Raw genomic sequence first — 26654 nt, forward strand, 5'->3', positions numbered from 1 at the left:
CAATCAGACTGAACCGTCGGACTTGTGGCGGGGCCGCCTGCGTTAAGGAGGCGTCGCGCGTGCCGATCAAATTCGCTTCCTGGTCACGCACAAAAGATCTGGACCTGCATGTGCTGAGGGGCCAGACGGGGCCGGACCTGAGCGCCAGCCACCTGGCCTTCAGGAGGATGGACGACACTATCGTCTGGGCCCGGCAATACCTGGTTGATCCGACGAACGCCCACGATGTGAGCCTGACGTTCAGGCCGTTGATCCAGGGCGTGCTGACGGGCGACAGCTTCCGCGGCGCCGGAGTCCGGGTCAACAGGATCACCGGCGTCGTCCGGGTCGAAGACCTCCTGCCTCCGCTCCACCTGCGCAACTTCATCCTGGTGGCCGACGTCACCAACAACGCCGACGGCACGCAGTATCACCTGCCCATCCGCTTCCACATTCACGAGTCGGTCGCCCAGGTCTGGCTGACCCCGCCCAGCCTGACCATCCGCCCTGACGGTGCGAACCGTCCGGACGAGACCGACTACAAGTTTTCGGTTCGGGCCCGGTTCGACGACGGGGTGGTGGGCGACCTGACCGAAAGCCACGGTGTCACCTGGGGACCGGATGCCAACGTCCACGCGGGCACCGGGCGGATCTTCCTCACCCTCTTCGATTCCCCTCCGGATACGATCACCCTCACCGCCACCCTGCCGGCCGCTTTGGGCGGCGGCTCGGCGAGCGGAGACGTCCATCTGGTTGAGCCCTGGAACAGCACCAACTTCGCCAGCATCGTGCCGGGCGGGGGCTGGCCGGGCTTTATCAACCCCGCCGTCGTCCCGAACTTCCTGTTCATTGGCGACGGCTTCACCCCCGCTGATTCCGGCACCTTCGAGCAACTTGCCGTCTCTCTCGTTCACCGCTTCAAGACCAGCCACCTAACCACCCCGTTCGACCTGCTCGCGACCTCGATGAATTTCTGGCAGGTCTTCGTACCCTCCAGCGTGCGCGGCATCTCGATTCGCTGCGAGGTGTACACGACGGGCGTGGACGAGAAGCGGCGAGGCTTCATGGTCCCCAACCCGGAGAGACCGCCCGACGCCGGGGAATGGCGCCTGGAGCACCTCATCTACGCGGCCGGTCTGCCGGTCTCGACCGACCTACCCTCCAACACGGCCCGGACCAACGCGGACATCAAGACCGACTGGACCGCCTTGTATCACCCCGATCCCGCTCCGCACGCCACCGACTCACTGATCAACCGCTGGCGCCAGCTGGGCAACCGCAGCCTGGTGGAGGAGAAGGACACAACCCTGGGCATGGCGTACGGGAACCCGCCGCGCGTCAACAGCGAGAGCGACGACGAGTTCATCGCCTTCCACCCCTACCGCCTGGACCGCGACCGGCTGGATCGCTTCCTCACAACCCTGCGCGGCGACCAGGGCCACGACCTGACGGCTCTGTGGGCCGCCAGCCAGGACGGCAACCGGCCCACCAACTACGACTACGTCTTTGTCCTCTCAAGCTGCAAATGGGATCGCGGCATAAACCACGACGGCTATATCGCCATGAATGTCGAGGACTCCGCAGAGCTGCGCGGCCTGTCCATTGTCAGCGGAACGGGTGCCTACCACTGGGACCCGCCCAGCATCCCGAACTCCGTCAGCAGCCTGCGCAGTGGCCGGGCGTTGCATGAGATCGCCCACTCCTATGGGCTGGGCGATGAATATGCCCTCGCGGAGGACGCTTTCACCGGCTCGGCAGCCGACCTGGACAGGTACGGCAACCTTCAGGTGGAGACCGACGCCCAGACCGGCGGCCAGCTCGACGGCGAACAGATCAAGTGGAACTGGCTTCGGGCCCGCAAGGGGGCCCTGGTGCGCGACCTGGTCACGTCGACCGGCGCGAACCGCTGGAATGTGAAGCTCCAGCCCGGGCAGGGCGCACAGTTCGCCGTTGGCGACAAGGTCGTCCTGCGCAAGCGCGACTACCCCAATCCGCTCAGGAAGAACCCTATCGAGACCGTCTTGAGGGCGCCGGACGGCCGGACCACCGTCCTAGAGATCGACGAGCCGCGCTCGGCCGACGAGGTGACCGTGGTCGGCGCGATCAACCCGGACCTGACGTTCCTCGAGGGCGACGTGCTCTACATGCCGGCGCTCGCGCCCGACTCGGTCCGCTCAGAGACCTATCCGTTTGCGGGACTCGTGGCCAAGCACATCAAAGATTTCATCACAACCAACCATAGGCCGCTCACCCCCGACCCGTGCGACCCGGCCGAGGCCATGAAAGCGGTGCAGGACCCGATCCTGAACGGGGTCAACCTGCCCATCTGCTTCAGCGAGAAGCCCCGCATCGTCGGCCTGTACCACGGGGGAGGCACCAAGTCCTGCGGCATCTTCCATCCGGCTGGCACCTGCATGATGCACGGCACGGCGTTAGACAGCCTAGAGTTCTGCGCCGTCTGCCGTTATGTCCTGGTGGAGATCATCGATCCCTTCAAACACTTCCAGATCGACCTCCAGTACGACGACTTCTACCCGCTGCGATGAGCGACAACGCCAGCACCCTCGAGCTGATCGCCCGCCACCTGACCCTGGCGCTCAGGCCGCTTCAGCAGGCGGTCTCCGGCCCCGACGCCTTCAAGCAGTTCATGCTGCGGCTGGGCTGGGGGGTCACGTCCCTGCCGCCCGAATACACCGCCCTGGGCGCGCGGGTCGAAGCGGCCGTGCAGACCCTGGAGGCCCTGGCCGACGAGCCCTCCCCCGAGGAGGTGCTGGCGCTGTTGGGCCAGGTCAAAGATGTGTACGACGCGATCCAGTCCCTCTCGGTCGCGCCGGCCGGGGTCGACGCCGCGACGTTCCTGGCCGAGATCGGCGAGCGACTGTTCGAGTTGCTGTGGACGGAGTACCTGGCCACCAGCCTCCCCGCGGCTTACAACCTGTTCCAGGCCATGGACGTGATCCAGCTTGAAAGCGTCCCCTCGGGCTCGGGCCGCCCGGCCTTCATGCGGGCCCATTTCAGATGGGACCGGATCCCGCAGATCGCCGCCGATCCGCTCTCGCTGATCAAGGGTGTCTACGGCTGGGGCACCTCCGACTTGAACTACATCCGCATCCTCGAGCACTCGGCCGAGTTGCTGGTCGCCTTCCGCCTGCCGGCCGCTCTGCGCAATGCCGAGGAGGAGTTGACCCGCGAGTACAGCGGCATCTTCGACGACCCGCTCCATGGGACGAGCGTCGTGCTGCGGCTCCCCTTCTACTACCTCACAATCGCCGGGACCCGCCGGGAATTTGCCTTCGTCATGCGGGAGCTTCCGGCCGCGGGGGCCAGCCTGCCGGGCCTGGTGATCGAGCCGGACGTGCCCTCCGAGCTGCCGTTGACCCTGCGGCTCGCTCAGGACCTGGACCTGAAGATCCGCGCCGGCAGCGACATCGCCTCCCGCTTTGGCATCCTGGTCCGCCCGGACGGGATCAGCGTCAAGTACCCCTTCATGCCGGGGCAGGAGCTTCCGCGCGCCGGCTTCGGCCTCTCCTTCGATTTCCACCCTCCGAGCAGCGTTCTCCTGCTGGGCTCGGCGGGCGCCACCCGCCTCGAGGTGTCGGGCGCGGAGGCTGGCCTGCAGGCGAACTACCTCTCGGGTCAGCTTGAGCTGATCATGGCAGCAGACGTCCGCGGCCTGGCGCTGGTGCTGGCGGCCGGCGAAGGGGACAGCTTCGTACGCGACCTGCTGGGGGACGGCGAGAAGCGGGTGGACATCCCGCTCGGCGTGGAGTGGTCGAGCACCCGCGGCCTCCGCTTCAAGGGCGGGGGCGGATTCGAGGTCGAGCTTCCCTCTCACCTGGAGCTCGGCCCGATCCTGGTCGAAGCCGTGCAGATCCGGCTCTACCTTCCGCCCGACGCCGGGCCGCGCCTGCGGACCCGGCTCGGCGCCAACCTGACCGGCCAGCTCGGGCCGCTGACTGCCACCGTCCAGGGCATCGGCATCCAGTTGGAACTGCTCTTTGAGGACGGTAACGCCGGCCCATTTGACGTGGGGGTCGGCCTCCAATCGCCCGACGGGGTGGGGCTGGCGATCAGCGGCGGCGGGTTCACCGGCGGCGGCTTCCTCCGGTTCGACGTCGAGAAGGGCGAGTACTCCGGGCTGCTCGAGCTGGAATTCCAGGGCACCCTGGCGCTCAAGGCAGTCGGCCTGCTGAACACCATCCTGCCTGGCGGCCAGCCCGGCTTCTCGCTCATTGTCATCATCACGGCCGAGTTCCCACCCGTCCAGCTCGGCTTCGGGTTCACGCTGACGGGAGTGGGCGGGCTGCTGGGGTTCAACCGCTCAGTAATGGTCGAGCGCCTCCGCAGCGGGTTGCGGGACGGCACCCTCGACTCGATCCTGTTCCCCGAGGACGTGGTCGCCAACGCCAACCGCATCCTGTCGGACATGCGGCAGGTCTTCCCCCCCACGCCCGGCCGGTTCGTCCTCGGCCCGATGGCGCGCATCGAGTGGGGCACGCCCACCCTGATCACGATCGACCTGGGGCTGATCGTCGAGCTGCCCAACCCGGTCCGTTTGCTGATCCTCGGCATCGTGCGCATGGTCCTCCCCGACGAGAAGGCCCGCATCCTCCAGCTGCAGGTCAACTTCCTGGGCGTGATCGACTTCGAGGCCGGGACACTCGCCTTCGACGCGTCGATCTTCGATTCACGCCTGCTGAGCTTCCCCCTGTCCGGCGACATGGCGGTGCGCCTGAAGTGGTTCGGGGACGCCAACTTCCTGCTCACGGTGGGCGGCTTCCACCCGCTCTATCAGCCCCCGCCCCTCGACCTGCCCCAGATTCGGCGCATCACCCTGCAGCTGCTTGACGCCGACAACCCGCGCCTCACCCTGGAGACGTATTTCGCCCTGACCTCGAACACCGTCCAGTTCGGTGCCCGGCTGGAGTTGTACGCCGCGGCTGGCTCGTTCAGCGTCTACGGCTTCCTGTCGTTCGACGTCCTGTTCCAGTTCAACCCCTTCTACTTCATCGCCGACATCGGCGCCATGCTGGCGTTGCGGGCGGGCTCGTCCACCATCGCCTCCATCTCGCTCGCGTTCACCCTGGAAGGGCCCACCCCTTGGCACGCCCACGGCAAGGCGACCCTGAAGATCTGTTGGTTCCTCTCCATCACGGTGCGCTTCGACCGCACCTGGGGCGAACAGCGCGACACGCGGCTCGACGACATCGCCGTATTGCCGCTGCTGCGGGCCGCCCTGTCCGACCCGGGCAACTGGCAGGCGTCGCTGGCGCCCGACAAGAACCTGATGGTGACCCTCAAGCAGATCGATCCGGGCGGCCCCCCGGTGGTCTCGCCAGCCGGCGTGCTGACGATCTCGCAAAAGGTCGTCCCCCTCAACGTCGAGGTCCAGAAGTTCGGGGCCCAGACGCCAGCCGACGCCACCCACTTCCGCATCCAGGAAGTGACCGTCGGACCGGCGGGCGACGCGGCGTCGCTGGGGACGGCGGCGGCCAGAGAAGACTTTGCCCCGGCTCAGTTCTTCGAGCGTTCGGATACCCAGAAGCTGACCGGCAAGTCGTTCGAGAAATACGACGCCGGGGTCCGCATCCAGGCCTCTGAGGAACTGAAATCGGACTACGCGGCGCTCCGACTGGTGGAGTACGAGCTGTTCTACAAGGACGACCAGCGCGCCCTGGCGCCGTGGTTCGACCTGTTCCAGGTCGAACCGCTGTCCTTCGAGGCCTGGTCGGTCGGTGGCGCCGTGGCCAGGTCGCCCCTCTCGCATGCCAGGAAGGCCAAGCCCGCCGACGCCCCCGGCGAAGTCAATCTCCGGCAGGAAGAGTTCGCGGTGGTCTTCGCGCGTGACCTGAGCCCGGTGCCCACCGCAGCTTTCCACGCTTCCGAGGCCGCGGCGAATGCCCTGCTGGAGCAGATGCTGCGCCAGCAGCCGGGCCTGGCCAACGAGATCCTGGTCGTCCCCGCCTTCGAGGTGAACCGGTCATGAGCGACCCGATCGCCGCCTACACGTTCCTACCCTGGCTGCGCCAGGGAATCGCCGCGCAGATTCGACAGCCCGATACGCTGGGTCCTGGCGGGCCCGCCGAACGCGCCGAGGTGCGCATCTCCCTCAACGTCAACAACCAGGCCGATTTCGCCACCAACGACGTTCTCCTTCTCGGCCCCGGCGACGTGATCGGAATCCACCCACAGGCAGTGGTCCGGACAGAGCCGCGCAACTGGGTCACCGACTACGAGCCGAACTACCTGGCCGCCATCGACTTCTACGACGAGGACTTCCCCTGGCGGTACACCCCGGCCAGTGCAGTGCGAGTCGACGCGGCCGGTGGCCCGGTGACCGACAACGGCCAGAGCAAGCTGCGCCCGTGGATCTTCCTGCTCGCCTTGGATGAGACCGAATTCACCGAAGGTCGGCCGCCAGGCGCGCCGCTGGCGGGCATCACACTAACCGGCGACCCGAACGCGGTGTTCCCTCCGGCGGACCAGGCCTGGGCATGGGCGCACGTCCACGTCTCCCGCGACATCACCAATGCGGGGGCCAACACCCCGCAGCAGACCGTCGTCGCTCTCAAGAGCCTGGTGCACGCCAACCCCGATTCCGCCCTGTCGCGGCTGGTCTGCCCGCGCAAGCTCAAGGAGGATACGGCCTACCACGCCTTCGTGATCCCGGCCTTCGAGATCGGGCGGCTGGCCGGCTTGGCGCTGCCCACCGTCGGGCAGGATGCCCTTGCCCCTTCATGGGGGAACGGGCAGACCGAGTATCCGGTCTACTACCGCTGGTTCTTCCGCACCGCCAGGCGCGGCGACTTCGAGTACCTCGTCAACCTGCTCGAGCCGCGCCGCGTGGACGAGCGGGTGGGCATCCGGGGTATGGATATGCAGGCCCCGGGCTTCGGCGTGCCCGGCATGCGAGACGCGCCGGGCGATTCGGCCGTCATGGGGCTTGAAGGCGCGCTGAAGAGCCCGCAGGCCCGAACCCGCCCGGCCGAGTGGCCGCCTGCACCCCACCCCGCTTTCCTGACTGAGTTGGCCGCCAGGGTGAACCTGCAGGAAGACGCGCTCCAGCCCCCGGCCGATGGCGGAGAGCACCCCGACCCGGTCATCAGCCCGCCGCTGTACGGGCGCTGGCACGCCCTGCAGAGCCACCTGCACGTCGATGACCCCGGCTGGGCCAACGAACTCAACCGGGATCCGCGCCTGCGCGTTCCGGCCGGCCTCGGCACCCAGGTGATCCAGGCCAACCAGGAAGACTACATGCAGAAGGCCTGGCAGCAGCTCGGCGACGTGCTGGCCGCCAACCAGAAGATCCGCCAGTTCCAGGTCTCGATAACGGCGGGCGCCCGCGTACTCGAACGCTTCTTGAAGCCCCTTGGTCGGGACCAGAAGCTGGCGGTGACCGCCCAGGTCCACCGCCGGGTTCTGGGAAGCCCGACGACCGTCGCCCGTCAGGTGGAAAAGAGCCGCCTGCCAGCCGCCTCCCTCGACCCTGCCTTTCGCCGGATGACGCGGCCGCGCGGCGCGCTGATGCGCAAGGCCTTTCCCCAGCAGCGTGGCAGGCCGGGGGCCATGCTTTCGCGCATGAACACCCCCGGCGGAATCACCGCGGCCCCGCCCAAGCGGGCGCCGGAGAAGGAGATCCTGCTCGAGGGGGTAGCCCGATCCCTGCTGCCGTTCCCGCTGCCCGGCTGGCTTCGCGCGGTGTTGCTGTGGAAACCGCTGCGCGCGGCGATGGTGACGGCGGCTGTGCTGCTGCTCCTGTTCTCTGTCGTCACCCTCGGGCTCGGGCTGCCGGTAACCCTGCTGGGACTCGCAGCGCTCGGCGTGATCGAGTATCTGCGCGGCCGCCTGGAAGCCGCCACGCGCCTCGGCAACCAGAACCGCACGGTCGCGGCCGTGCAGGCGATCCCACCCCGGCCCGGGTTCGTGCTCACCGAGCCGGGCAACCGGTTGCCTCCGGGCATCGGCCGCAGCGGCTCGTCCGACAGCCCCGAAGCCGCTCGCTTCCGCCAGGCGCTGGTCGACGTGAACGCGCGATTCGAGAGCCCGCTGCCGGTCAAGACCATCGGCCCGCCGCTCGACTTCGACCGCGCGGCGGCCGTCGTGGAGCAGGCCCTCAATCCGGTCACGGCGATCCCGCGCCGGGCCTTGAGCCTGATTGCCATCCCGCCGACCTTCACGTATCTCAAGCCGACCGGCACCATCGTGCCGGTCATGGCTCACCCCGTGCTCAACGAGCCGATGTACCGGCCGCTGCGCGATCTCTCCAGCGAGCTGCTCATCCCGAACCTGCACCTGATCCCCAACAACACCATCACGCTGCTGGAGACCAACCCGCGCTTCATCGAGGCGTACGTCGTTGGCCTGAACCACGAGTTCGCCCGCGAGCTGCTGTGGCGCGAGTATCCGACCGACCTGCGCCCGAGCAGCTTCCTGCTGTTCTGGGAGCCGGCCGAAAGGGCCAGCCGCGACAGGCGGGTGGATCCCGCGACCCGCGCCCGGCAGTTGCGCGACTTCAAGCCACTGCACGAGTGGGGACCATCCACCGACCTGGGAACGCACGAGAACAAGCCGCTGCCCACCGGGAGCGAGCCGGGCGAGTCGCGCCTGGTGCTGGTGATCCGCGGCGACCTACTCAAGCGCTATCCGAGCGCCATCCTCTACGCCCAGAAGGCGAAGTGGGTCGAAGACCCCGACGATCCCGTCCTGCCCCGGCGGATGATCCGGGTGTTGAACGAGAGCGACCCCGATGTGAACCTCCTGGAGCCGATCTTCAAGGCCGAGGTCCTGCCCGACCTGCGCTTCATCGGGTTCGACCTAACGGCCTCACAGGCCAAGGGGTCGATCGAGCCGGAAGACGGCGACCCCGGCTGGTTCTTCGTGATCCAGGAGCGGCCCGGCGAGCCGCGCTTCGGGCTCGATATCCACGACACGACGCCGCCCACCCCGACCCGATGGACGGACCTGTCCTGGAACCACCTGGGTGACCCCGCGCAGATCGGCCTCATCGATCTGACCACCGTCCCGACCACCAACATCACGACCGTCGCCGACGACGCCATCCAGTGGGGCGTCAACGCGGCCGACATGGCGTACATCCTCTACCAGGTGCCGGTGATGGTGGCCGTGCACGCGGAGCGGATGCTGGTATGACTGATCTCGGCGAGCTTCGACAGGGCGCCGCGGCCGCCCGGCAGGCGCTGGCCAGCGCCGAAGAGAACCTGGCCGAACTGCGCCGGCGGCTGCGTGGCGGGCAGAACCGGCTCGAGCACGTCCTGCGTCGGGGCCAAGCCGGCGAGCAGGAGGCGCGAGCCATTCAGGCAGAGCTCGAGCGGCTGCAAGCCGCACGGGCTGACGGCGAGCGGGCCGCCGCAGCGGCGAAGGAGGAATTCCATCGCCTCTGGCAGTCGATCCCCGAGTCCCCCTGGGACCTGGTCGAGCAGCTCCCCGACGACCTGCCGTTCCTGCTCCTGCCGGTGCGGGTCGAGGCGCGCTTCATGCCGGGCGCGGCGGGCAGGGAACTGTGGGTGCGCATCTTCCCCGACGACATCGCGGTGCACACCCACGAGAAGGAGCTGACCGCCGCGGAGGTGAGCGACGGCCATGCCTTCTGGCGCGAGATGTGGACGGCCTCGCGTGAGACGGACCAACCTACCCGGCAGGCGCTCGAGCAGGGAGCATGGGCGAAGCTGGCCCGCTCGTCGGACAGCCGTCGGGCGGCCTGGATCGCGGCCCAGACCCGTCCCGAAACGCTGGACGTGTCCTCGGCCGACGACCTGAGCTTCCCGGCCGTCGACCCGCAGAGCCTCAAGTCGGAGAGCTGGAGCCGGGCGCCGTGCTCAACCGTCATGCCCGACCGATTCGTGGTGATGGGTTACATCGGGGGCGAGCGAGTCTTCCGGCAGGCCGGCGCGCCGGTGCCCGACCCGCTCGTCCTCGGTCCCGACCCGCTCCGGTTGGAGGCCGAATATCGGCAGACGGGCGGCGAGCTCCAGACCGGCGCGGACTTTGCCTGGGTCGGCGATTTCGATCAGGCGGTCGCGAAGGGCATGGGCCTGCGAATCCCGCTTGATGCGACCGCCGCAGAGCGCGGGTTGGACCGCCTGCTCGTGCTCGGCCTACGGCTGTCGTCCGACGCGGTCGCCGGCCAAGACCTGCTGGAGGAGCTGTTCGACAACCACCACTACGCCGCCGACGGAATGAGCCTGCTGCCGCAGGGGACGCCCACCAACAACGCCGACGGGAAAGGTTCCGGCTTTTCGAGCGCGGGCCCCGACCCGGCCGAGAGCTTCGCCCTCGAGGTCGGCCCGCCCGCTTTCGAGCCGACCGGTCAGCCACACGAGAAGACGGACGCCCAACGGCTGGCCGAGGCGCTCGGCATCGGCTACGCCCCCTTGCAGCGGCTAGACGGCGCCGGGGGGCGCGACCTGCGCGAGGCCCGGCGGTTCAACACCGCCCTCTTCCCCGCCACGCTTGGCTATTACCTAGAGGAGATGCTGGACCTGGACCTGGGCCTCATCGCCCGCGTACGGGATTTCTTCACCGGCTACGTCACCGGGCGCGGCCCGCTGCCGGCGGTGCGGGTGGGTCGCCAGCCCTACGGGGTGCTCCTGAGCTCCGATTTTTCCGCCTGGCAGTGGTCCGAGCGCGAGTTGGGCCGCCAGCCTGGATTCCTGAACGGGATGCTCGGGGTGATCCGCCGCTTGCAGGAGACCTGGCGGCAGCTAGCCGCGAGCGCTTCCCGAATCGGCGCAACCGCCGACCCGGATCAGGACTTCTTGCGCGCCCTGGGCCTGAACGCGGCCTCGATCGAGTTCTATCGCCGGCACGCGACCGGGAAAGAGACGATCTGGAACTTCTACGCCTTCACCCCTGGCAGGTTCTACGGCCCGGCCCTCATGGAGAACATCCGCCGCCAGGCCCTGGCGCTGCTGCAGGAGCTGGGGCTGCCCCTCGACCCGCCGCCGCGACTGTTCGACCTGGCCTTCTTCGTGGACCACGACCAGATCCTCGACCCGCTGGTGGACGACGTCGCAGCGGACGAGACCGAGAAGCTGTCGGAGACGAAGCTGCTCAAGAAGGCTTATCGCATCCCCGACCCCGCGAACCCGGATGGCTTCACCGAAAGCAGTTACCTGGGCTGGCTTGCCCACAGCGCCTATGACGACCTGAAGCAGCAGCGCCTTCGACACCTGTCCGGCGAAGACCAGCCGGTGCCCCGCCCCCTGCTCTACCGCCTGCTGCGCTCTGCGCTGCTGCTCTCGGTCCACGATGCGGCGACGCGCCTGTACGCCCGGTTCGACGTGCTTCCTCTCACCGCCCGCCGGGAGGTCGAGATCGCGAACGTCACGCAGGACCGGACGGTCACCCGATGGGAGCTGTTGGACGCCGAGGTCGGCCATGTCCTGCCTGCCCTGTCGCAGGCCAACCTGCCGGTGGGCGCCTGGCTGTTGACCCCCGACGGTCACGGTCAGCCCGAAGCCCTCACCATCGAGGCCGTGCGCGCCGCGCTCGCGGACCTGGTGGACCTGCCGACCGCGCGCCTGGAGCGAATCCTCGTCGAGCACCTGGACCTGTGCTCGTACCGGCTGGACGCCTGGCAGATGGGCTTCTTCGCCCGCCGTCTGGAGTTGCAGCGCTTCGTTTCGGGGAACGAGGGCCCCGGCGACGGCGAAGCCCCGCCCGATTCGCTGCGCCGCACGGGTCTCTATCTGGGCGCCTTCGGCTGGCTGGAGGACCTGCGCCCGGGCCCGTCTCAGCAGAAGGCCGACACCACCGGAATCCCGGTCACCCTTTACGACCCGACGAGCGACGGCGACCTGTTCGAGCAGCCCGACAATGGCGGCTTCATCCACGCGCCGTCGCTCAACCACGCCGTGGCGGCGGCGGTACTGCGCGGCGCCTACCTCACCCATTTCGACCCGGCCCGCCCGGAGAAGATGGCGGTCAACCTGTCTTCGGATCGGGTGCGGACCGCGCTGTCCTTCATCGAAGGGGTCCGCAACGGCCAGGAGCTTGGCGCGCTGCTGGGCTACCAGTTCGAGCGCGGCCTGCATGATCGGTATGACGACCCGTCCCTCAACCAGTACCTCCCCCTCTTCCGGGTTCAGTACCCGCTGCTGGCCGACAAGATCACGCCTGACGAGAGCGGCAGCCCCATCGAGACCAAGGAATCTCGCAATGTGCTGGACGGTTACGCCCTGGTCGAAGCCGCCTTCCTACGGGCCACCCCGGTGGCCTATCCATTCGGCGTCGAGGGCCTGCCCGCCGACTCAGCCTCGCCACACGCGGTTGCCGTCCAGGCCGAGGTCGCCCGCCTGGCCGACAGCCTCGACGCCATCGCCGACCTCCTCCTGGCGGAAGGCGTCTTCCAGGTGACCGAGGGCAACTTCGAACGGGCCGCGGCCTCGATCAAGACTCTCGCCGAGGGCGGGCTGCCGCCCGAACCCGAGATCGCTCGAACCCCGCGCAGCGGCCTCGCTATCACCCAGCGCGTAGCGCTGCACCTGCCGGGCGAAACGGGACCTGGGTCCTGGCCGGGGGCACCAACCGAGCGGGCGCGGGTCGAACCGGGCCTGAACCGCTGGCTGGGCGAGCACCTCCCCGCGCCCGACCGCATCGTCGTTAAGGTGAGTTGGGAGGGGCACCCTCCGCACGAGCAGAGCTTGGCCGGCTTGGGGCTTCAGCCCATCGACCTGGTCCTGCTGGCGGGGGATGAGATTTTGAGCCAGGAGACGGAACTGGAGAAGCGCCTGGCCTCCGCCATCCGCGTGGACCAGCACGACGACGACCTGCAGGTCACGTTCGAGTTCATGGCCGAGCCTGCCGATCCGGCAAGCGCCAACCTGTTCCAACTTCTGCCGCTGCTGCGCCGCCTGCGGAATCTGGTCACCACCGCCCGCCCGCTCTCGGCCCTCGATTTCCGCCTGCCCTCCGAAGCGAACACCAACCCGGCGGAGAACCTCAACCCTCAGGGCTACGACCTGGACGAGCTCGATGGCCGTCTGCAGACGGCCATCGGTCGGTTCGACACGGCCTTGGCAGACCTGGCCACCGCCATCCCCGTGGACGTCAACGGGGACCCGGTGGTGGGCGCCATCGTCGCGGATACCGTGCGAGGCTTCATCCTGGCTCTGGCACGTTTCGGCCTGCCCGACGCCGTACCGCTCGGCGCGGCGGGCGACTCGGACCGCGCCCGCCAGACCCTGGGCGACCAGGGACTGCGTCTGCTGAAGATCGGCCATGCGAGGCTGGTGCTAGCGACTGCGGCGCGGACCTCCGCGGCCGACGCCAGCCGGCCACCCAGCGAACGCCTCGCCGACTACCGCCAGGCCGCACAGGAGCTCTTCGGGCCGTCGTTCAACCTTGTGCCGCGCTTCTCGCTCAGCGCGCTGAGCGAGGTCCAGGCCGCCGCCGCCTTCCGCGATGCGCCGCCCGACCAAGGCCTGACCCGGTTCCATCACGAGAACCCCCTGCTCGTCGACGAGTGGCTACAAGGGGTGGCCCGGGCCCGCCAAAGCATGGGCGACCTCGAGCAGGTCCTCATCCTCAGCGAGCTGTTCGCAACCCCGGGCGGCATCCTCAAGCCGCTGCAGCTTCCCTTCCGCGCCGGAGACCATTGGGTGGCGGTCGAGTTTCCTCCCGTCCGGCCGGAGCAGATCGGCCAGCCAGGGGTGTTCTACCCGCAAGGCGAGTTCGTGTCGCTCGTGCAGTGCCTGCCGGCGAGCGGCTTCGACCCGGCCGCCCAGCAGAGCGGCCTTCTCGTCGACGAATGGAGCGAGGTGATACCCGGCAAGGTCGAGACCACCGGCATCGCTGTGCATTACAACCAGCCCAGCACCGAGCCGCCGCAGGTCCTGCTGCTTGCCGTCACGCCACAGATCACCGGACAGTGGACGTGGGGCAAGCTGGAGGGAATCCTCAACGACACCCTGGAGCGCGTGAGACAGCGGGCCGTCGAGCCAGACCAGCTCGGGAGCACTGCGCTTGGCCACCTGTTGCCGGCGGTGCTCTCGGCCGTCACCACCCGCCGCTTCGCCACCATCTCCACCGATCTGATCCACCAGACGGCGATCCGGGAATAGCCGGGCACATCTGGCGCAGACACGCGAAGGAGGGCCTGTGCCACAGATTCCGATTCCGCGCGCCACCAAGGCACTGTTTCTCTCCGAGGTCTTCTTCCCCAGCATCACCACCTGGAACAGGCTGGAGGGCCGGCCGCGCGGCCACGACTTCGACCGCAGCCTGCGAGCGGAGGTGCGCGACCCGCTGTGGATGATCTGCCGTCAGTGGCAGTTCGGCGAGTTCGACGGGGAAGACGCAGGCTCGGCGGTGGAAGCCAAGGTCCAGCTTGCGACCGCCCGGGTGAACCGCTTCGCCGGGCTCGATGGGCCCGCCATCGCCTACGACGAGCGCCTACCGCTGGAGGCCCAGGTCGAGCGCGAGCCCATCCCCCTCGACCTGATGACGCGCGCCCAGCTGGGCCGCCACTGGCTCAAACTCATCGCCGCGCTCGGCGACTTCAAGGCCCTCTATCTAGGGCAATACCCGTTCGACGACCCGCCCGCCGGTAGCGAGGCCGAGGCGCACCTGCGCAGTGACCCGCAGTCCTGGTCGACCCTGCACGCCCTGCAAAGGCGCATGCCAGACGGCGGAAAGCTGTATGAGGCCATCAAGGCCGTCCCCGACGAGCACGCCGCATGGCTGGCAGCCGCCGTGCCGGACCCGGACACGCGCCAGGCGCTGGGCGACGCGGGCCAGAGGTTCGTGGACTGGTTCAGGCGGACCTACAGCCAGTCCGAGACCGGCGACCCGGTCACATGGTCGCCCGGCTATCTGGAGTATCAGTTCGCCTGCTCCGCCCCCGCCGCCGTGGCTGGTGAGCGCCAGACCGTGCTGGTGGCCGAGCAGTACGCCCAGGGGCATCTGGACTGGTATGCCTTCGACGTGGACGCTCAGTCGGTCGGCCTCTCCGACGCGAATGGGGCGGAGATCCCGCCTGCGGTCGTAGAGGTCCAGCCGCCGCTGAGCTTCGTCCCCAGCCCGATCGTCTTCGGGGGAATGCCGGCCGCGCGCTGGTGGGAGTTCGAGGATCGCAGGACCGATTTGGGTGATTTGAAGCCCAGCACCACCGACCTGGCGACGCTGGTGCTGGCGGAGTTTGGACTGGTGTTCGGCAACGACTGGAGCCTCGTGCCCTATGTGCTCCCGATCGGCACGCTCAGCGAGGTGTTTGGGGTAGTCGTCAAAGACGTCTTTGGGGCGAGGACCCTGGTCCGCGCAGCCGGGCAGCCTGACGGCGCGGAGCGGACGCGCTGGGGAATGTACGACCTGAGCCTGCACCGTGAGGGCCGGGTGTTGGAGCGACTGTTCCTGCCTCCCGCGGTGGGGAAACTGCAGGAGAGCGCGCCGCTCGAAAAAGTCATCCTGGCGCGGGATGAGATGGCCAACATGGTCTGGGGCGTCGAGCAGACCATCCCGGCGCTGGCCGGCGGAGGCGCGAACGGCTTCGAGGCCGCCAAGGCCCTGGAGCGGCATCTGGTCTCGCTTGGGCTGCCCCACGTCGAGCCACCCAGGCTCGACACCGGCGCGCTGATTCAGTACAAACTCGGCCGCGGCGTCCCGGAGAACTGGATTCCCTTCATCCCGGTCCACAACCCCGGCTCGAGTCGGGACGTCCGCCTGCAGCGGGCGGCCATGCCGCGCCTGATCCCGGGCGCGCTGGAGGCGCCTGTGGAGCCGCGCGGCTCGTTCCTTCGCCCCGGGCTGGACGAGACTGCGCGCCGGCCCTACTTCGTCCACGAGGAGGAAGTGCCCAAGGCCGGCGTGGTCCTCACCCGCACCTACCAGCGCACCCGGTGGAGTGATGGTCAGGTCGTCACCTGGCTCGGCCGCCGCAAGCAGGTCGGCCTGGGTCAGGGCTCGAGCGGCCTCGCCTGGGACCGGATCGAGCCGCTCACCACAACGTCAACATCAGCAGGAGATCAAACGGCGCCGCTGCATTGAGTGTTGGCAGGGTCGAGGCAGGTCAGTCTTCTCCACTACATGATCGTCCTCCATGAAGAACTGCAACTGATATGAGGCCTGGTCATTGGGGAGCTGCCGCCGGCCGACAGGCTGATGCTGGACGCGTACGTGGCGCAGACCGCGGACCGGGTCTGGACCCTGCGTGACGCGACGCTGCTGACCGCTTTGGACGCCGGACGCAGGCTCGACCAGCTGCGCCAGTTTCTCGCCGACCGCGCCACCCATGAGCTGCCCAACCCGGTAACCACGCTGCTCGCCGACGTCGAGGCGCGGACCGGGAGGCTGCGTAACCTGGGCGTGGTCCGGTTGATCGAGTGCGCCGACCCTCGCCACCGACCGCGGCGCCCGATTCACCTACGTCTACGACTTCGGCGACGAGTGGACGCACACCGTCACCGTCGACGACATCCGGCCCGGTGGCCCCGACAACGCGTTCACGTTCCTCGACGGCGGTGGGGCCTGCCCGCCGGAAGAGGTCGGCGGCGCTGCCTGGTGTCAACACCTGCTCGCCGCTCTGGCCGACCCGGCCAGCCCAGACCGCGACGACGCTGTTGAGACGCTCGGCGCGGGCTTCGATCCCGCCCGTTACCACCGCGCAACGGCCGGATAGGGCAGCCGTGAGCACCAGTCGACACCGCGCGGCACTCGGCGAATTCCTGGACGCGCTGGTAACCCGGCCGCAGAGCCTGGGCGTGGAGGGGATCGTGGTGGCACTCGTCGCGCACGCCCAGCGGCTACCCGCCAGCAGTCGCCGGGAACTCGCCCGGATCGGCGCGGAACTCACCGAGCGCTACGCACGCTGACAGCCCACCGTCGACACCGTCAGCTAGCCGGACGATGTTGCCTGACGGCAAGTTAAGTTTTCCTTATCGGGTTGTCGATCTACGAGGGAAGCTCGGTACCTTGCCCGAATGCGACACATCAAGACCGTAATCGCCGCGCTCTTCGTGGGTCCGCTGGCCTGGGTCCTGCTCGCTGCTGGACAGGGCCGGTCCCTGCGGGTGTTCGCGGATGCGCAGGACAGTGGTGATGCGCTCGACCCTGACGCTCTGCTGAAGCCGTTGCTGGTACTGGCGGCTGCTGGCCTTCTCCTCGGGCTCATCGCCACCGTCCGGATCTCCCCGATCGGCTCGGTGCTGACCGGACTTGCGTACACGGTCAGCTACGCAGGCCTGTTGTTCAGCCCGGCACGGCTGCTGGACCTACTCAGTCACAAGCTGAGCGTGGCGGGTTACCAGATTGACTTGCTTACCCCCGTACGGACCGGGACGACGCTGCTGCTGGGCTCGCTGCTCCTGGTCGGGGTCGCCAGTGTCCAGCGGTGGCGGCGCTGGCCGCAGTCGGACGCCGATGAGCCGACGATCGTTGTCCCGGACACGATCAATCCGCCGGTATCGGAACGGGACCGCCCGCTCGGCGCGGACGGGCTCGGCTCGACGAAGCAGGGTGAGGATCCGACGAAGCCGGGTAAGTCCGACGAACCTGCGCCGGTGATGTCCGGCGGTTCACGCTGGACCGATTCGCCGCGCAGCCATTCCACGAACGAGCCCTGGCAGTCAGACGCGACGCGCTGGCAGTCCCCGCCGCGGGGGACGGGCTACCCGAGCTGACCGGGAAGCCCGCGGGCGCTGTTGCGTTAGGGATCGTCAAGATCACTTGTCGCAAGACTTCCTGCAAGATCGAGCTTGGGGCCCACAACTCGGTCTACAGGATCGGGACAAAAGGTGTCCTACTGGCAGCCTGTCCAGCAACCGATGGCCGCCCTTCCGCCCGTCTGGAACCTCGTGACGGGAAGATCTGCGGCGCCGAGACGGCGCGATGGCTTAATGCAACAGCGTCGTCGTGGCCGGCCCGCTCTGCCCCTGGCAAATCGGCGGTTACCGGGTAATGCGGGTCTTTCCTGACTACGATATCTGCGGAGGCGATGCCGGTGACGATGGAAGCAGAGCGCACCCTACGCGCGGAGGAGCTCACCCGACTGGGTGAACTCGCCGCCCAGCTCCGAGTGGACGCGATCCGGTGCAGCACCAGGGCGGGATCGGGGCATCCGACCTCGAGTCTGTCCGCCGCGGACCTGCTCGCGGTGCTGATCTCCCGGCACCTGCGTTACCAGTGGACGGACCCGCACGGTCGGACCAACGACCACCTGATCTTCTCCAAGGGCCACGCCTCGCCGCTGCTGTATGCGGTCTTCAAGGCGGTAGGCGCGATCACCGATCAGGAGTTGATCGAGACCTACCGCCAGTTCGGGTCGCGCCTGCAGGGACACCCCACGCCGGCCCTGCCCTGGGTCGACGTGGCCACCGGGTCGCTCGGTCAGGGACTGCCCGTCGGGGTCGGGATCGCGCTCGCCGGCCGGTACCTCGACCACCTGCCGTTCCACGTGTGGGCGCTGTGCGGCGACAGCGAGATGGCCGAGGGCTCCATCTGGGAGGCGCTGGACAAGGCCGGCCACTACGGACTGCGCAACCTCACCGCGATCGTCGACATCAACCGGCTCGGGCAGCGGGGTCCGACCGAGTTGGAATGGGACCTGGACACCTACCGCCGCCGGGTCGAGGCGTTCGGCTGCCAGGCGCTCGTCATCGACGGCCACGACCTGGCCGCGATCGACGAGGCGTTCGGCCGGGCGCGGCAGGCGACGGGTCCGACCGTGGTGCTCGCCCGGACGGTCAAGGGCAAGGGGGTGCCGGAGGTCGAGAACCAGCCCGGGTGGCACGGCAAGCCGCTGAAACCCGACATGGCCGAGCGGGCCGTGGAGGCTCTCGGCGGGGTACGCCAGATCCGCGTCACCGGGCCGCAACCCGAGTCCGCCCCGCCCGCCGGCGCCCCCGTCGGCGAGCCGCCCACGCTGCCGCGGTACGACAAGGGGGCGAAGGTGGCCACCCGGAACGCGTACGGTGACGCGCTGCGCGCGCTGGGCTCGCGGCCGGACGTGGTCGCCCTAGACGGTGAGGTCAGCGACTCCACCCGCGCCGACAAGTTCGGCGAGGCGTATCCCGACCGGTTCTTCGAGATGTTCATCTCCGAACAGCAACTGGTCGCCGCCGCGGTCGGGCTGCAGGTACGCGGCTATCGGCCCTTCGCGGCGACCTTCGCGGCGTTCTTCTCCCGCGCCTACGACTTCGTGCGGATGGCCGGCATCTCCCGGGCCGACATCGCCCTGTCCGGGTCGCACTGCGGGGTGGAGATCGGGGCGGACGGTCCCTCGCAGATGGGGCTGGAGGACCTGGCGGCCATGCGCGCCGTGCAGGGGTCGACGGTGCTGTATCCCAGCGACGCCGTGTCCTGCGCGGCCCTCGTCGCGCAGATGGTCGACCGCAAGGGCGTCAACTACCTGCGCACCACCCGAGGCAAGTACCCGGTGCTCTACGACAACGAGGACGCCTTCCCGGTCGGCGGCAGCAAACTGCTCCGCGGCGGCGACGACGACGACGTCGCGCTGATCGGCGCCGGGGTGACGGTGCACAACTGCCTCGCCGCCGCCGACGAGCTGGCGCGCGAGGGGATCAAGGCCCGGGTCATCGACCTGTATTCGGTCAAGCCGCTGGACCAGGATCGGTTGCTCGACGCCGTCCGGGCCACCGGCGGTCGGCTGCTGGTGGTCGAGGATCACTACCCGGAGGGTGGCGTGGGGTCGGCGGTCCTCGAGTCCCTGGCCGACCTCGCCGAGCCGGTGCGGGTGAAGCACCTGGCGGTACGGGGTCTCCCCACCTCCGGTACCCCGACCCAGCTGATGGACCAGGCCGGGATCGGGGTGAGCGCCATCGTCGCGGCGGCACGCGCCGCGGAGGCCCCCGGCCAATGACGCGGCGGGCGCCGTTTCACCCGTGGACGCGCGGGTAGACGCAGCATTCGCGGCAGGAGGGGGTTCGAGGTGAAGTACGCGGAGTTCATCCAGTCGGTGTCGACGCGACCGAAGATGTCACCGACGCTGGCCGAGCCGATCACCCGTGCCACGCTCGCGACGTTGGCGGAGCGGCTCAGCGGCGGCCAGGCACGGGATCTCGCCGTGCAGCTCCCCGAGGGGCTGCGGGGAGACCTACGCAAGCCCGACGAGGAGGCCGAACCGTTCGGGCTTCCCGAGTTCTTCGAGCGGGTGCAGCAACGCGCCGCGGTGGAGTTCCAGACGGCGACCGACGGGGTGCGCGCCGTGTTGGACACGCTGCGGGACGCGGTCAGCGCGAAGGAGTACGAGGACTCCATCGCCCAGTTGCCGAAGGAGTTCTGGCAGCTGACGGGGCCGGCGGCCACCCGGCTCGAACCCCGCCGGATTGGCACGTAGGGCCGGCGGCGCCGTTGCGTTATCGGATCGGCGGACGTGTTGAACCCGGGTCCAGGCCCCGCGGTTCACATCAGATCGCTTGGGCGAGTTCGGTGAACGCAGCGGCGACCCGCGAAGCGGGCGGGCGTCGACGGCGAGTTCGTAGTGGCCGCGTCGGAGGTTCTGCATGAACGCGTGTCCGGCGATGATTACCTGTGCTGTCTTGTCCGTTCGTAGCCCGCGGATCGGTCTCCACCGCTGTTTGAGCTGGCTGTGATCAGCCTCGATCGCGTTGTTCGCGTACCGTTCGACGTGGTGCCACGCGGACGGGATCAGCTCGTCGAGCACGCCGGGTAGACCGGCGCGGCGTCGGTGACGACCTCGCCGGGTGTCACCTTCAACGTCGACAGCGCTCGTCGGAAGAATCGCCGGGCCGCGCCGGCGTCGCGGCGGGCCGAAACCAGCACATCGATGACCTGCCCGTCCTGGCCGACCGCCCGGTACGCGTACCGCCACACACCGTTCACCTTGACATACGTCTCATCAACGAACCACCTGTCGCCAGGTGAGTGCCGGCAGAAGCGGGCGGCGTCGGGCAACAGCGGCGTGAACCGCTGGACCCACCGGTAGACCGTGACGTGATCGAACTCGACCCCACGTTTGGCCAGCAGTTCCTCAACGTCGCGATAGGACAGGTTGAACCGCAGATACTAGTGGACCGCGACCACGATCACCTCAGGCGGGAACCGGAAGCCCGCGAACGCGGACGTCGGAGGCAGCCACGAGTCAGGCCGGGTCGACGACTTCACTGCTCAAGTCTGCCTCTATCTTGGCGACGCTCAACGCAACTGTGAGTCAGTCAGGCAAAGGGGTTGTTGGCAGTTCCTGATTCTGTGATCAGGCATGCGAATATGTGAGTGTTAGTGTCGGTGTCGTGAAGCTTGCTGAGTGGGCGCGCCGCAACGGGGTGCACCCACAGACCGCGTACCGATGGTTCCGCGAGGGAACCATGCCGGTGCCCGCTCGGCGTCTTCCGTCGGGAACGATCATGGTGGACGTTGTCAGTGTCGACACCCAGGGCCAGGTGGTTGTCTACGCCCGGGTGTCGTCGGTCGATCAGCGAGGCGACCTTGACCGGCAGGTCGCCCGGGTGGCCGCCTGGGTCACCGGGCAGAACATGGTCGTCTCCAGCGTGGTGACCGAGGTCGGCTCCGCCTTGAACGGCCGAGGTAAGAAGTTCCTCGGGCTGCTGCGCGACCCGTCCGTGACGACGATCGTGGTCGAGCACCGGGACCGGTTCGCCCGGTTCGGCGCCGAGTACGTTGAGGCGGCGCTGGCCGCCCAGGGCCGCCGGCTGCTGGTCGCCGACCCGGCCGAGGTGGACGACGACCTGGTGCGGGACGTGACGGAGATCCTGACCAGCCTGTGCGCCCGGCTGTACGGCCGCCGGGCCGCGGCGAACCGGGCCAGCCGCGCGGTGGCCGCGGCCACCGCCAAGGACGAGTCGTGAAGCGGTACGAGCCGCCGGCCGGCTGGACCGTGCAGGCATACCGGTTCGCCCTGGACCCGAGTGACGCCCAGGTTCTCGGCCTGCGCCGCAACACCGGTGCGGCCCGGTTCGCCTACAACCATATGCTGCGCCGGGTCAGCGCGGTGAAGGCGCAACGGGCTGCCGAGGCCAGCTACGGGGTGGCCGAGGCCGACCTGACGCCGTGGCAGGGCTGGTCCCTGCCGGACCTGCGGCGCACCTGGAACGAGATCAAGCAGTGGGCGGCGCGGTGGTGGGCGCAGTGCTCCAAGGAGGCGTTCAACACCGGGCTGGCGAACCTGTCCGCGGCGCTGGGCAACTGGCACGCCTCGCGTACCGGTGCCCGCAAGGGCCGCCGGATGGGCTGGCCCCGGACCAAGAGGAAGCACGGTCGCAGGTCGGCCCGGTTCACCACCGGCGCGATCCGGGTCGACCCTGGCTACCGGCACGTGGTGCTGCCCCGGCTGGGCCGCATCCGCACCCACGAGTCCACCCGTAAGCTGGCCCGCCGGGTGAAGGCCGGCACCGCGACGATCCTGTCCGCCACGGTCACCGAGACCGCCGGACGGTGGTCCTGCTCGTTCCAGGTCGCCGTCCGGCGCACGGTCGGACGGACGGCGCACGCGCCGAAGGCCGGCCGGGTGGTCGGGGTGGACGCCGGGATCAAGCACCTGGCCGTGTTGTCCACCGGCGAGATGGTGCCGAACCCGGCGCCGTTCAAAGCCGCGTTGAAGAAACTCGGCAAGGCGCAGCGCCGTGCCGCCCGGCGGATCGGCCCCTACGACCCGCAGGCCAGGCGCAAGCGGACCGCGTCGAACAGGTGGCAGCGGGCACAGGAGGCGGTGGCTCGACTGCACGCCACGGTCGCGGCCGTCCGCGCCGACTCGTGGCACCAGCTCACCACCCGCCTGGCGCAGCAGTTCACCACGGTCGTCGTGGAGGACCTCCACGTGGCCGGGATGGTTCGTAACCGCAAACTGGCTCGGTCCCTGACCGACGCCGCCCCGGCGACGCTGCGCCGGCACCTCGGCTACAAGACCGGCTGGTACGGCGCCACGCTGTACGTCGCCGACCGGTGGTACCCCAGCTCCAAGACATGCTCCGCCTGCAAGACGGTGAAACCCAAGCTGTCACTGGCCGAGCGCACGTTCCACTGCACCGCGTGCAGGCTGTCCCTCGACCGGGACGTCAACGCCGCACGTAATCTTGCCGCGCTCGTGCGGCACGTCGACCTGGAGTCGCTGGGCGACGCAAAAACAGGACGTGGAGCCCACGTAAGACCCGTAAGACCTGCATGCGCAGGCGGGGCGGCGGGCCGTGAAGCGTCTAGGGCGTGTCCTGCCGATCATGGAAGCCAGATGATGGCGGCGATGAGGACGAGGCTGGCGCGGTAGAGAGATGCGCGTTTGGCGTAGCGGGTGGCCAGGTCACGCCATTGCTTGAACCGGTTGAAGCAGCGTTCCACGACGTTGCGCTTGCGGTAGATCGCCTTGTCGAAGGCTGGTGGCCGCCCGCCGTTGCTGCCCTTGGCGGCGCGGCGGGCGACCTGGTCGGATCGTTCGGGGATGACGTGCCGGATCCCGCGGTGACGCAACGCTCGGCGGGTCGAGTCGTGCGCGTAGCCCTTGTCCGCGATCAGCACCTCGGGACGTTTGCGGGGTCGACCCGGTCCGGGCTCGTTGACGCAGATCGCGTCCAGCAACGCCAACAGTTGAGGGTTGTCGCCGGCCTGGCCGGGAGTGAGCAGGATCGACAGCGGCCTGCCGCGTCCGTCGACGGCGAGGTGAATCTTCGTGCTCAGTCCTCCGCGGGATCGGCCGATGGCCTCGCCATCTTGCGTACCAGGCGTCGCCGCACGTGTTGCGGAGCCCCCTTTTTGCGGGCGCCAGCGGCATGCTGGTGCGCCCGCACGATCGACGAGTCCACGCTGATCGTCCACTGCACCGGTGTCCCGTCGTCATGCACCTGTGCCGCCGCGAGGATCCGATCCCACGTCCCGTCGGCCGTCCAGCGCCGCAGCCGCTCATGGCAGGTCTTCCACGGCCCATACCGTTCGGGCAGGTCACGCCACGGCGCACCGGTCCGCAGCTTCCACAAGATCCCGTTAACGACCTGACGGTGATCGCGCCACCGCCCCCGCGCACCGCCCGGCTCCGGCAGCAGCGGCGCGATCACCGCCCACGCTTCATCGGTCAACTCACCACGACGCACCACCGGCACATCGTCAACGATCAACCACTACAAGATCGGCAGGACACGCCCTAGACCGGCTCATCCGGTCAACGTCGCCCGGCAACGGACGACTGCCAATCAGGAGTCACGTTTGCTCACTGAAAGGTAACGGGAGAAACAACCGACGAAGCCCTACCGACCGGCCACATACCGCAGGCCGACGCCGCGCTCGAGCGGCAGCAGCGGAAACGCGGCGCCGGTTGTCCGCGGTCAGACGAGGATGGCGTTCACGACCTCGGTGGCCCGCCACTCGTGCTGGGCGTACAGCCAACCGAACGCCGACACCTGCACCGCCTGGGCCGCGGCGGTCAGCGGGAGGTCCTGCCAGCCGGGGATCGCCTCCAGGGCGGTGAGGAACTGACGGGTCGCGAACTCCGGCTTCATCAGGTCCCGCACGCTCCCCCAGCCGGTGCTGGGCCGCTGCTGGAAGAGCCCGACTGAGTCGTGGTCCCAGCCGATCGCCTGGTGCGGGTAGTCCTGCGACTCCGGCAGCACGCCACTGGCGTAGTTGTAGAGGTTGCTCTCCTGCATCGCGGTGGCCACCGCGATCACCAGCCCCCGGCGCGGCACACCCATGTCCCGGCCGGTACGCACGATCGCCTTGGCGTTGTCCATCTGCGCCTGGTCCAGCCCGGCGACCGGGACGATCCGCTTGGGCTTGGGCTTGGGCTTTGGTTTCGACGTCGCCTTGGGCTTGGGCGCGGGCGTTGTCGTCGACGGGGAGCTCTCCGGGGTGGGGGTTTCAGTGACCGGGGCGGCGGGCTGGCGGGCCTGCCCGCGGGAGGCCGCGTCGGCCTCGGCCCGCTGGGCGATCTCGGCGCGCTGGTCGGGGGTGCGTGACTCGCCGGCGGGGTCGGCGCCGATGAAGGTGACGCCCACGAGACCGAGGCAGCACACGGCGCCGGTGGCCACCGCCATGCGGGTCCGGCCGGGTCGGGCGGCGAAGGGGTTTCCGAGGCCGCCGAGGCGGGTACGCAGCCAACCGGTGGAGAGTCGGGGTTGGGACGTGCCGACTGGCTGATCGATGGAGGGGATATCGTCCGAACGGTCAGCCGGGCCGCCGAGGCCGCGCGGGTGGTCGGGATTGCCGTCGTTACGCATCCGCCGAGGCTAGGCATGAGAAACCATGGTCACCCAGGGTGATCAGGTGGCGGTGCTCACACTTCACCCCTGCGCAACGGGATCCCCCACCCCAGTCCGGCGGCGCCGGTAGGGATCCTCGCCATCCGGGCATACCGCCCCTCCCTCTGTCACCCGACAGCGCAGGGTACGAACGGCGCGCGCGGACGTCCCTCGCCAGGTGATCCACTAACTCGTCCGTTCGGGCGATGTCGGACTCCACCAGTTGCGACGGACGAGCGCCAGATCAGGGGATTCACCTGTATCTGATCATGGCTTCCTGGTTTATGATCATCCCCGGTTCCCCCGCTGTTCACCGGACCGACGTTCGATGCTCAGATGCCCGCCGCCACATTCCAGAGCAGGCCTGCGGCGACACCCACCACGAGGCTGAGCGCGGCAGCTCTCGCCGCGAGCCTCGCCGACCACCGCCTCGCTGGTTGCTCGGGCGGCGGAGCGGAGTGATCGCTGCCGGATGACGCTGGCGGGCGCTGTTGCGTTGCCGGTGGCCAGGGGCCGAGGCAGGCTTGGTGGGTGAAGCTACCGAGCCGTCGTCGCGCTTCGTCGCCGCCGAGGTCGGCGTACGCCGGGTTCCGTTTCCCGTCCGAGGTGATCGTCGTCGCGGTCCGGTGGTACCTGCGCTACCGGGTGGGTGGTGACTACCGCTGGACCATCACCCCCGGCCACGTGGCGGCGGGCACCTTCCGGGAGGTGGAGCCCGGCAAGCGTGTCGTGTTCGGTTGGGGTTGGGAAGGCAACCCGGACCTCGCCCCCGACGCCTCGACCGTCTCGATCACGGTCGAGCCGGTCGCCGACGGCACCAAGGTCACCCTCACCCATGAGGGGCTGACCGATCAGCAGGCGGCGATGCACGCCGAGGGCTGGAACCACTACCTCGGCCGTCTCGAGAAGACTGCCGTCGTCGGGGACGCCGGCCCGGACGAGTGGTCCGCCGCTCCCGAGCGGCTTGATGAGCTGTCCGCCGCCGACGCCACGCTGGCCGTGCTCCAGACGGTCCTGCGTGAGCTGACCTCCGAGGACCGCGCCAAGCAGACCCCCTGCGCGGAGTTCACCTGCCACGACCTCGCCGAGCACCTGTTCGGCTCCATGATCGCCTTCGGCGCGATGGCCGGCGTCAAGGTCGTGAACCCCGAGACGGGTTCGCTGGAGAACCGGGTGGCCACCATGGCGGCGCAGGCCATCGAGGGATGGCGCGCCCGCGGCCTCGACGGCACCGTCCCCGCCCCCTGCGGCGGCGAAATGCCGGCCGCCTTCGCGGCGGGCATCATGCCGGTGGAATTCCTGTTGCACGCCTGGGACATGGCCCAGGGCAGCGGCACGCGCCTGGTCGTCAGCGACGAGGTCGTGGCCTACGTCCACAAGCTCGCCGAGCGGCTCGTCCCCGGTGCCCGCGGTTCCTCGTTCAGCGACGAGGTCACCCCGCCCGCGGGTGCCGACCCGATGGAGCGGCTGGCCGCCTTCACGGGCCGTCGCCCCGTGGCCGGATGA

The 26654-nt window shown here is 69.0% G+C and carries 14 protein-coding genes and 3 pseudogenes; 14 read left to right on the plus strand and 3 right to left on the minus strand.

All coding sequences use genetic code 11. From position 1 onward, the window contains the following. Window positions 1–59: 59 nt before the first annotated feature. From OG990_RS15735 to OG990_RS15785, 11 genes and pseudogenes are all read left to right on the plus strand, one after another. Window positions 60–2525 carry a hypothetical protein gene (locus OG990_RS15735; protein ID WP_406081189.1) on the plus strand — a complete coding sequence of 822 codons (2466 nt, stop codon included), beginning with the start codon at window positions 60–62 and terminating at the stop codon, window positions 2523–2525. Further along, window positions 2522–5965 (plus strand): DUF6603 domain-containing protein, encoded by a 3444-nt coding sequence (locus OG990_RS15740; RefSeq protein ID WP_406081190.1) that lies wholly within the window; start codon window positions 2522–2524, stop codon window positions 5963–5965. The genes OG990_RS15735 and OG990_RS15740 overlap by 4 nt, the downstream gene beginning before the upstream one ends. Continuing rightward, on the plus strand, window positions 5962–9129 hold the full coding sequence (locus OG990_RS15745) for a hypothetical protein (RefSeq protein ID WP_406081191.1): 3168 nt from the start codon (window positions 5962–5964) through the stop codon (window positions 9127–9129). The genes OG990_RS15740 and OG990_RS15745 overlap by 4 nt, the downstream gene beginning before the upstream one ends. After that, a complete protein-coding gene (locus OG990_RS15750; RefSeq protein ID WP_406081192.1) occupies window positions 9126–14060 on the plus strand; it encodes a hypothetical protein in 4935 nt (1644 codons plus the stop codon). The genes OG990_RS15745 and OG990_RS15750 overlap by 4 nt, the downstream gene beginning before the upstream one ends. A gap of 37 nt (window positions 14061–14097) precedes the next feature. Continuing rightward, complete coding sequence (locus OG990_RS15755; protein ID WP_406081194.1) at window positions 14098–15981, plus strand: hypothetical protein; 1884 nt, start codon at window positions 14098–14100, stop codon at window positions 15979–15981. A gap of 114 nt (window positions 15982–16095) precedes the next feature. Continuing rightward, window positions 16096–16317 (plus strand): annotated as a pseudogene (locus OG990_RS15760) (helicase-associated domain-containing protein); the annotation flags it as partial. A 25-nt stretch (window positions 16318–16342) separates the two neighbouring features. Then, window positions 16343–16612: pseudogene (locus tag OG990_RS15765) on the plus strand (plasmid pRiA4b ORF-3 family protein); the annotation flags it as partial. Between the two features lie 7 nt (window positions 16613–16619). Continuing rightward, window positions 16620–16805, plus strand: a complete 186-nt coding sequence (locus OG990_RS15770) for a hypothetical protein (protein ID WP_406081195.1) — start codon at window positions 16620–16622, stop codon at window positions 16803–16805. Window positions 16806–16949: 144 nt separating this feature from the next. After that, on the plus strand, window positions 16950–17612 hold the full coding sequence (locus tag OG990_RS15775; protein WP_406081196.1) for a hypothetical protein: 663 nt from the start codon (window positions 16950–16952) through the stop codon (window positions 17610–17612). 326 nt (window positions 17613–17938) lie between these two features. Then, the gene (locus tag OG990_RS15780; protein WP_406081764.1) at window positions 17939–19810 is read left to right on the plus strand and encodes a transketolase; all 1872 of its coding nucleotides are present in this window, start codon (window positions 17939–17941) and stop codon (window positions 19808–19810) included. A gap of 69 nt (window positions 19811–19879) precedes the next feature. Then, window positions 19880–20287: a DUF2267 domain-containing protein gene (locus OG990_RS15785; protein ID WP_386990252.1), complete on the plus strand. Its 408-nt coding sequence runs from the start codon at window positions 19880–19882 to the stop codon at window positions 20285–20287. 70 nt (window positions 20288–20357) lie between these two features. On the opposite strand, the pseudogene OG990_RS15790 reads toward OG990_RS15785, so the two are convergent. After that, window positions 20358–21045: pseudogene (locus OG990_RS15790) on the minus strand (IS6 family transposase). A gap of 155 nt (window positions 21046–21200) precedes the next feature. Between OG990_RS15790 and OG990_RS15795 the strand changes: the two are divergent. Together OG990_RS15795 and tnpB are read left to right on the plus strand one after the other, a co-directional pair. Then, on the plus strand, window positions 21201–21776 hold the full coding sequence (locus OG990_RS15795) for an IS607 family transposase (RefSeq protein WP_386990352.1): 576 nt from the start codon (window positions 21201–21203) through the stop codon (window positions 21774–21776). Beyond that, complete coding sequence (tnpB, locus tag OG990_RS15800) at window positions 21773–23188, plus strand: IS607 family element RNA-guided endonuclease TnpB (RefSeq protein WP_406081197.1); 1416 nt, start codon at window positions 21773–21775, stop codon at window positions 23186–23188. Before OG990_RS15795 ends, tnpB begins: the two co-directional genes overlap by 4 nt. On the opposite strand, the gene OG990_RS15805 is transcribed toward tnpB, so the two are convergent. Next, window positions 23140–24005, minus strand: a protein-coding gene (locus OG990_RS15805; protein ID WP_328426520.1) for an IS5 family transposase whose coding sequence is annotated in 2 segments (ribosomal slippage) — window positions 23140–23672 and window positions 23672–24005 — 867 coding nt in all. Because the reading frame shifts where the segments join, the coding sequence is not laid out codon by codon here. The two genes, tnpB and OG990_RS15805, sit on opposite strands and share 49 nt — an antisense overlap. Window positions 24006–24236: 231 nt before the next feature. Further along, window positions 24237–25127 (minus strand): peptidase M23, encoded by an 891-nt coding sequence (locus tag OG990_RS15810; RefSeq protein WP_406081198.1) that lies wholly within the window; start codon window positions 25125–25127, stop codon window positions 24237–24239. Window positions 25128–25679: 552 nt separating this feature from the next. Here OG990_RS15810 and OG990_RS15815 point away from each other — a divergent pair. Then, entirely contained in the window at window positions 25680–26654 is a 975-nt protein-coding gene (locus OG990_RS15815) for a TIGR03086 family metal-binding protein (protein WP_406081200.1), read from the plus strand.

Source organism: Micromonospora sp. NBC_00858 (assembly GCF_045207365.1).
In the GTDB taxonomy this organism is placed as follows: Bacteria; Actinomycetota; Actinomycetes; order Mycobacteriales; family Micromonosporaceae; genus Micromonospora.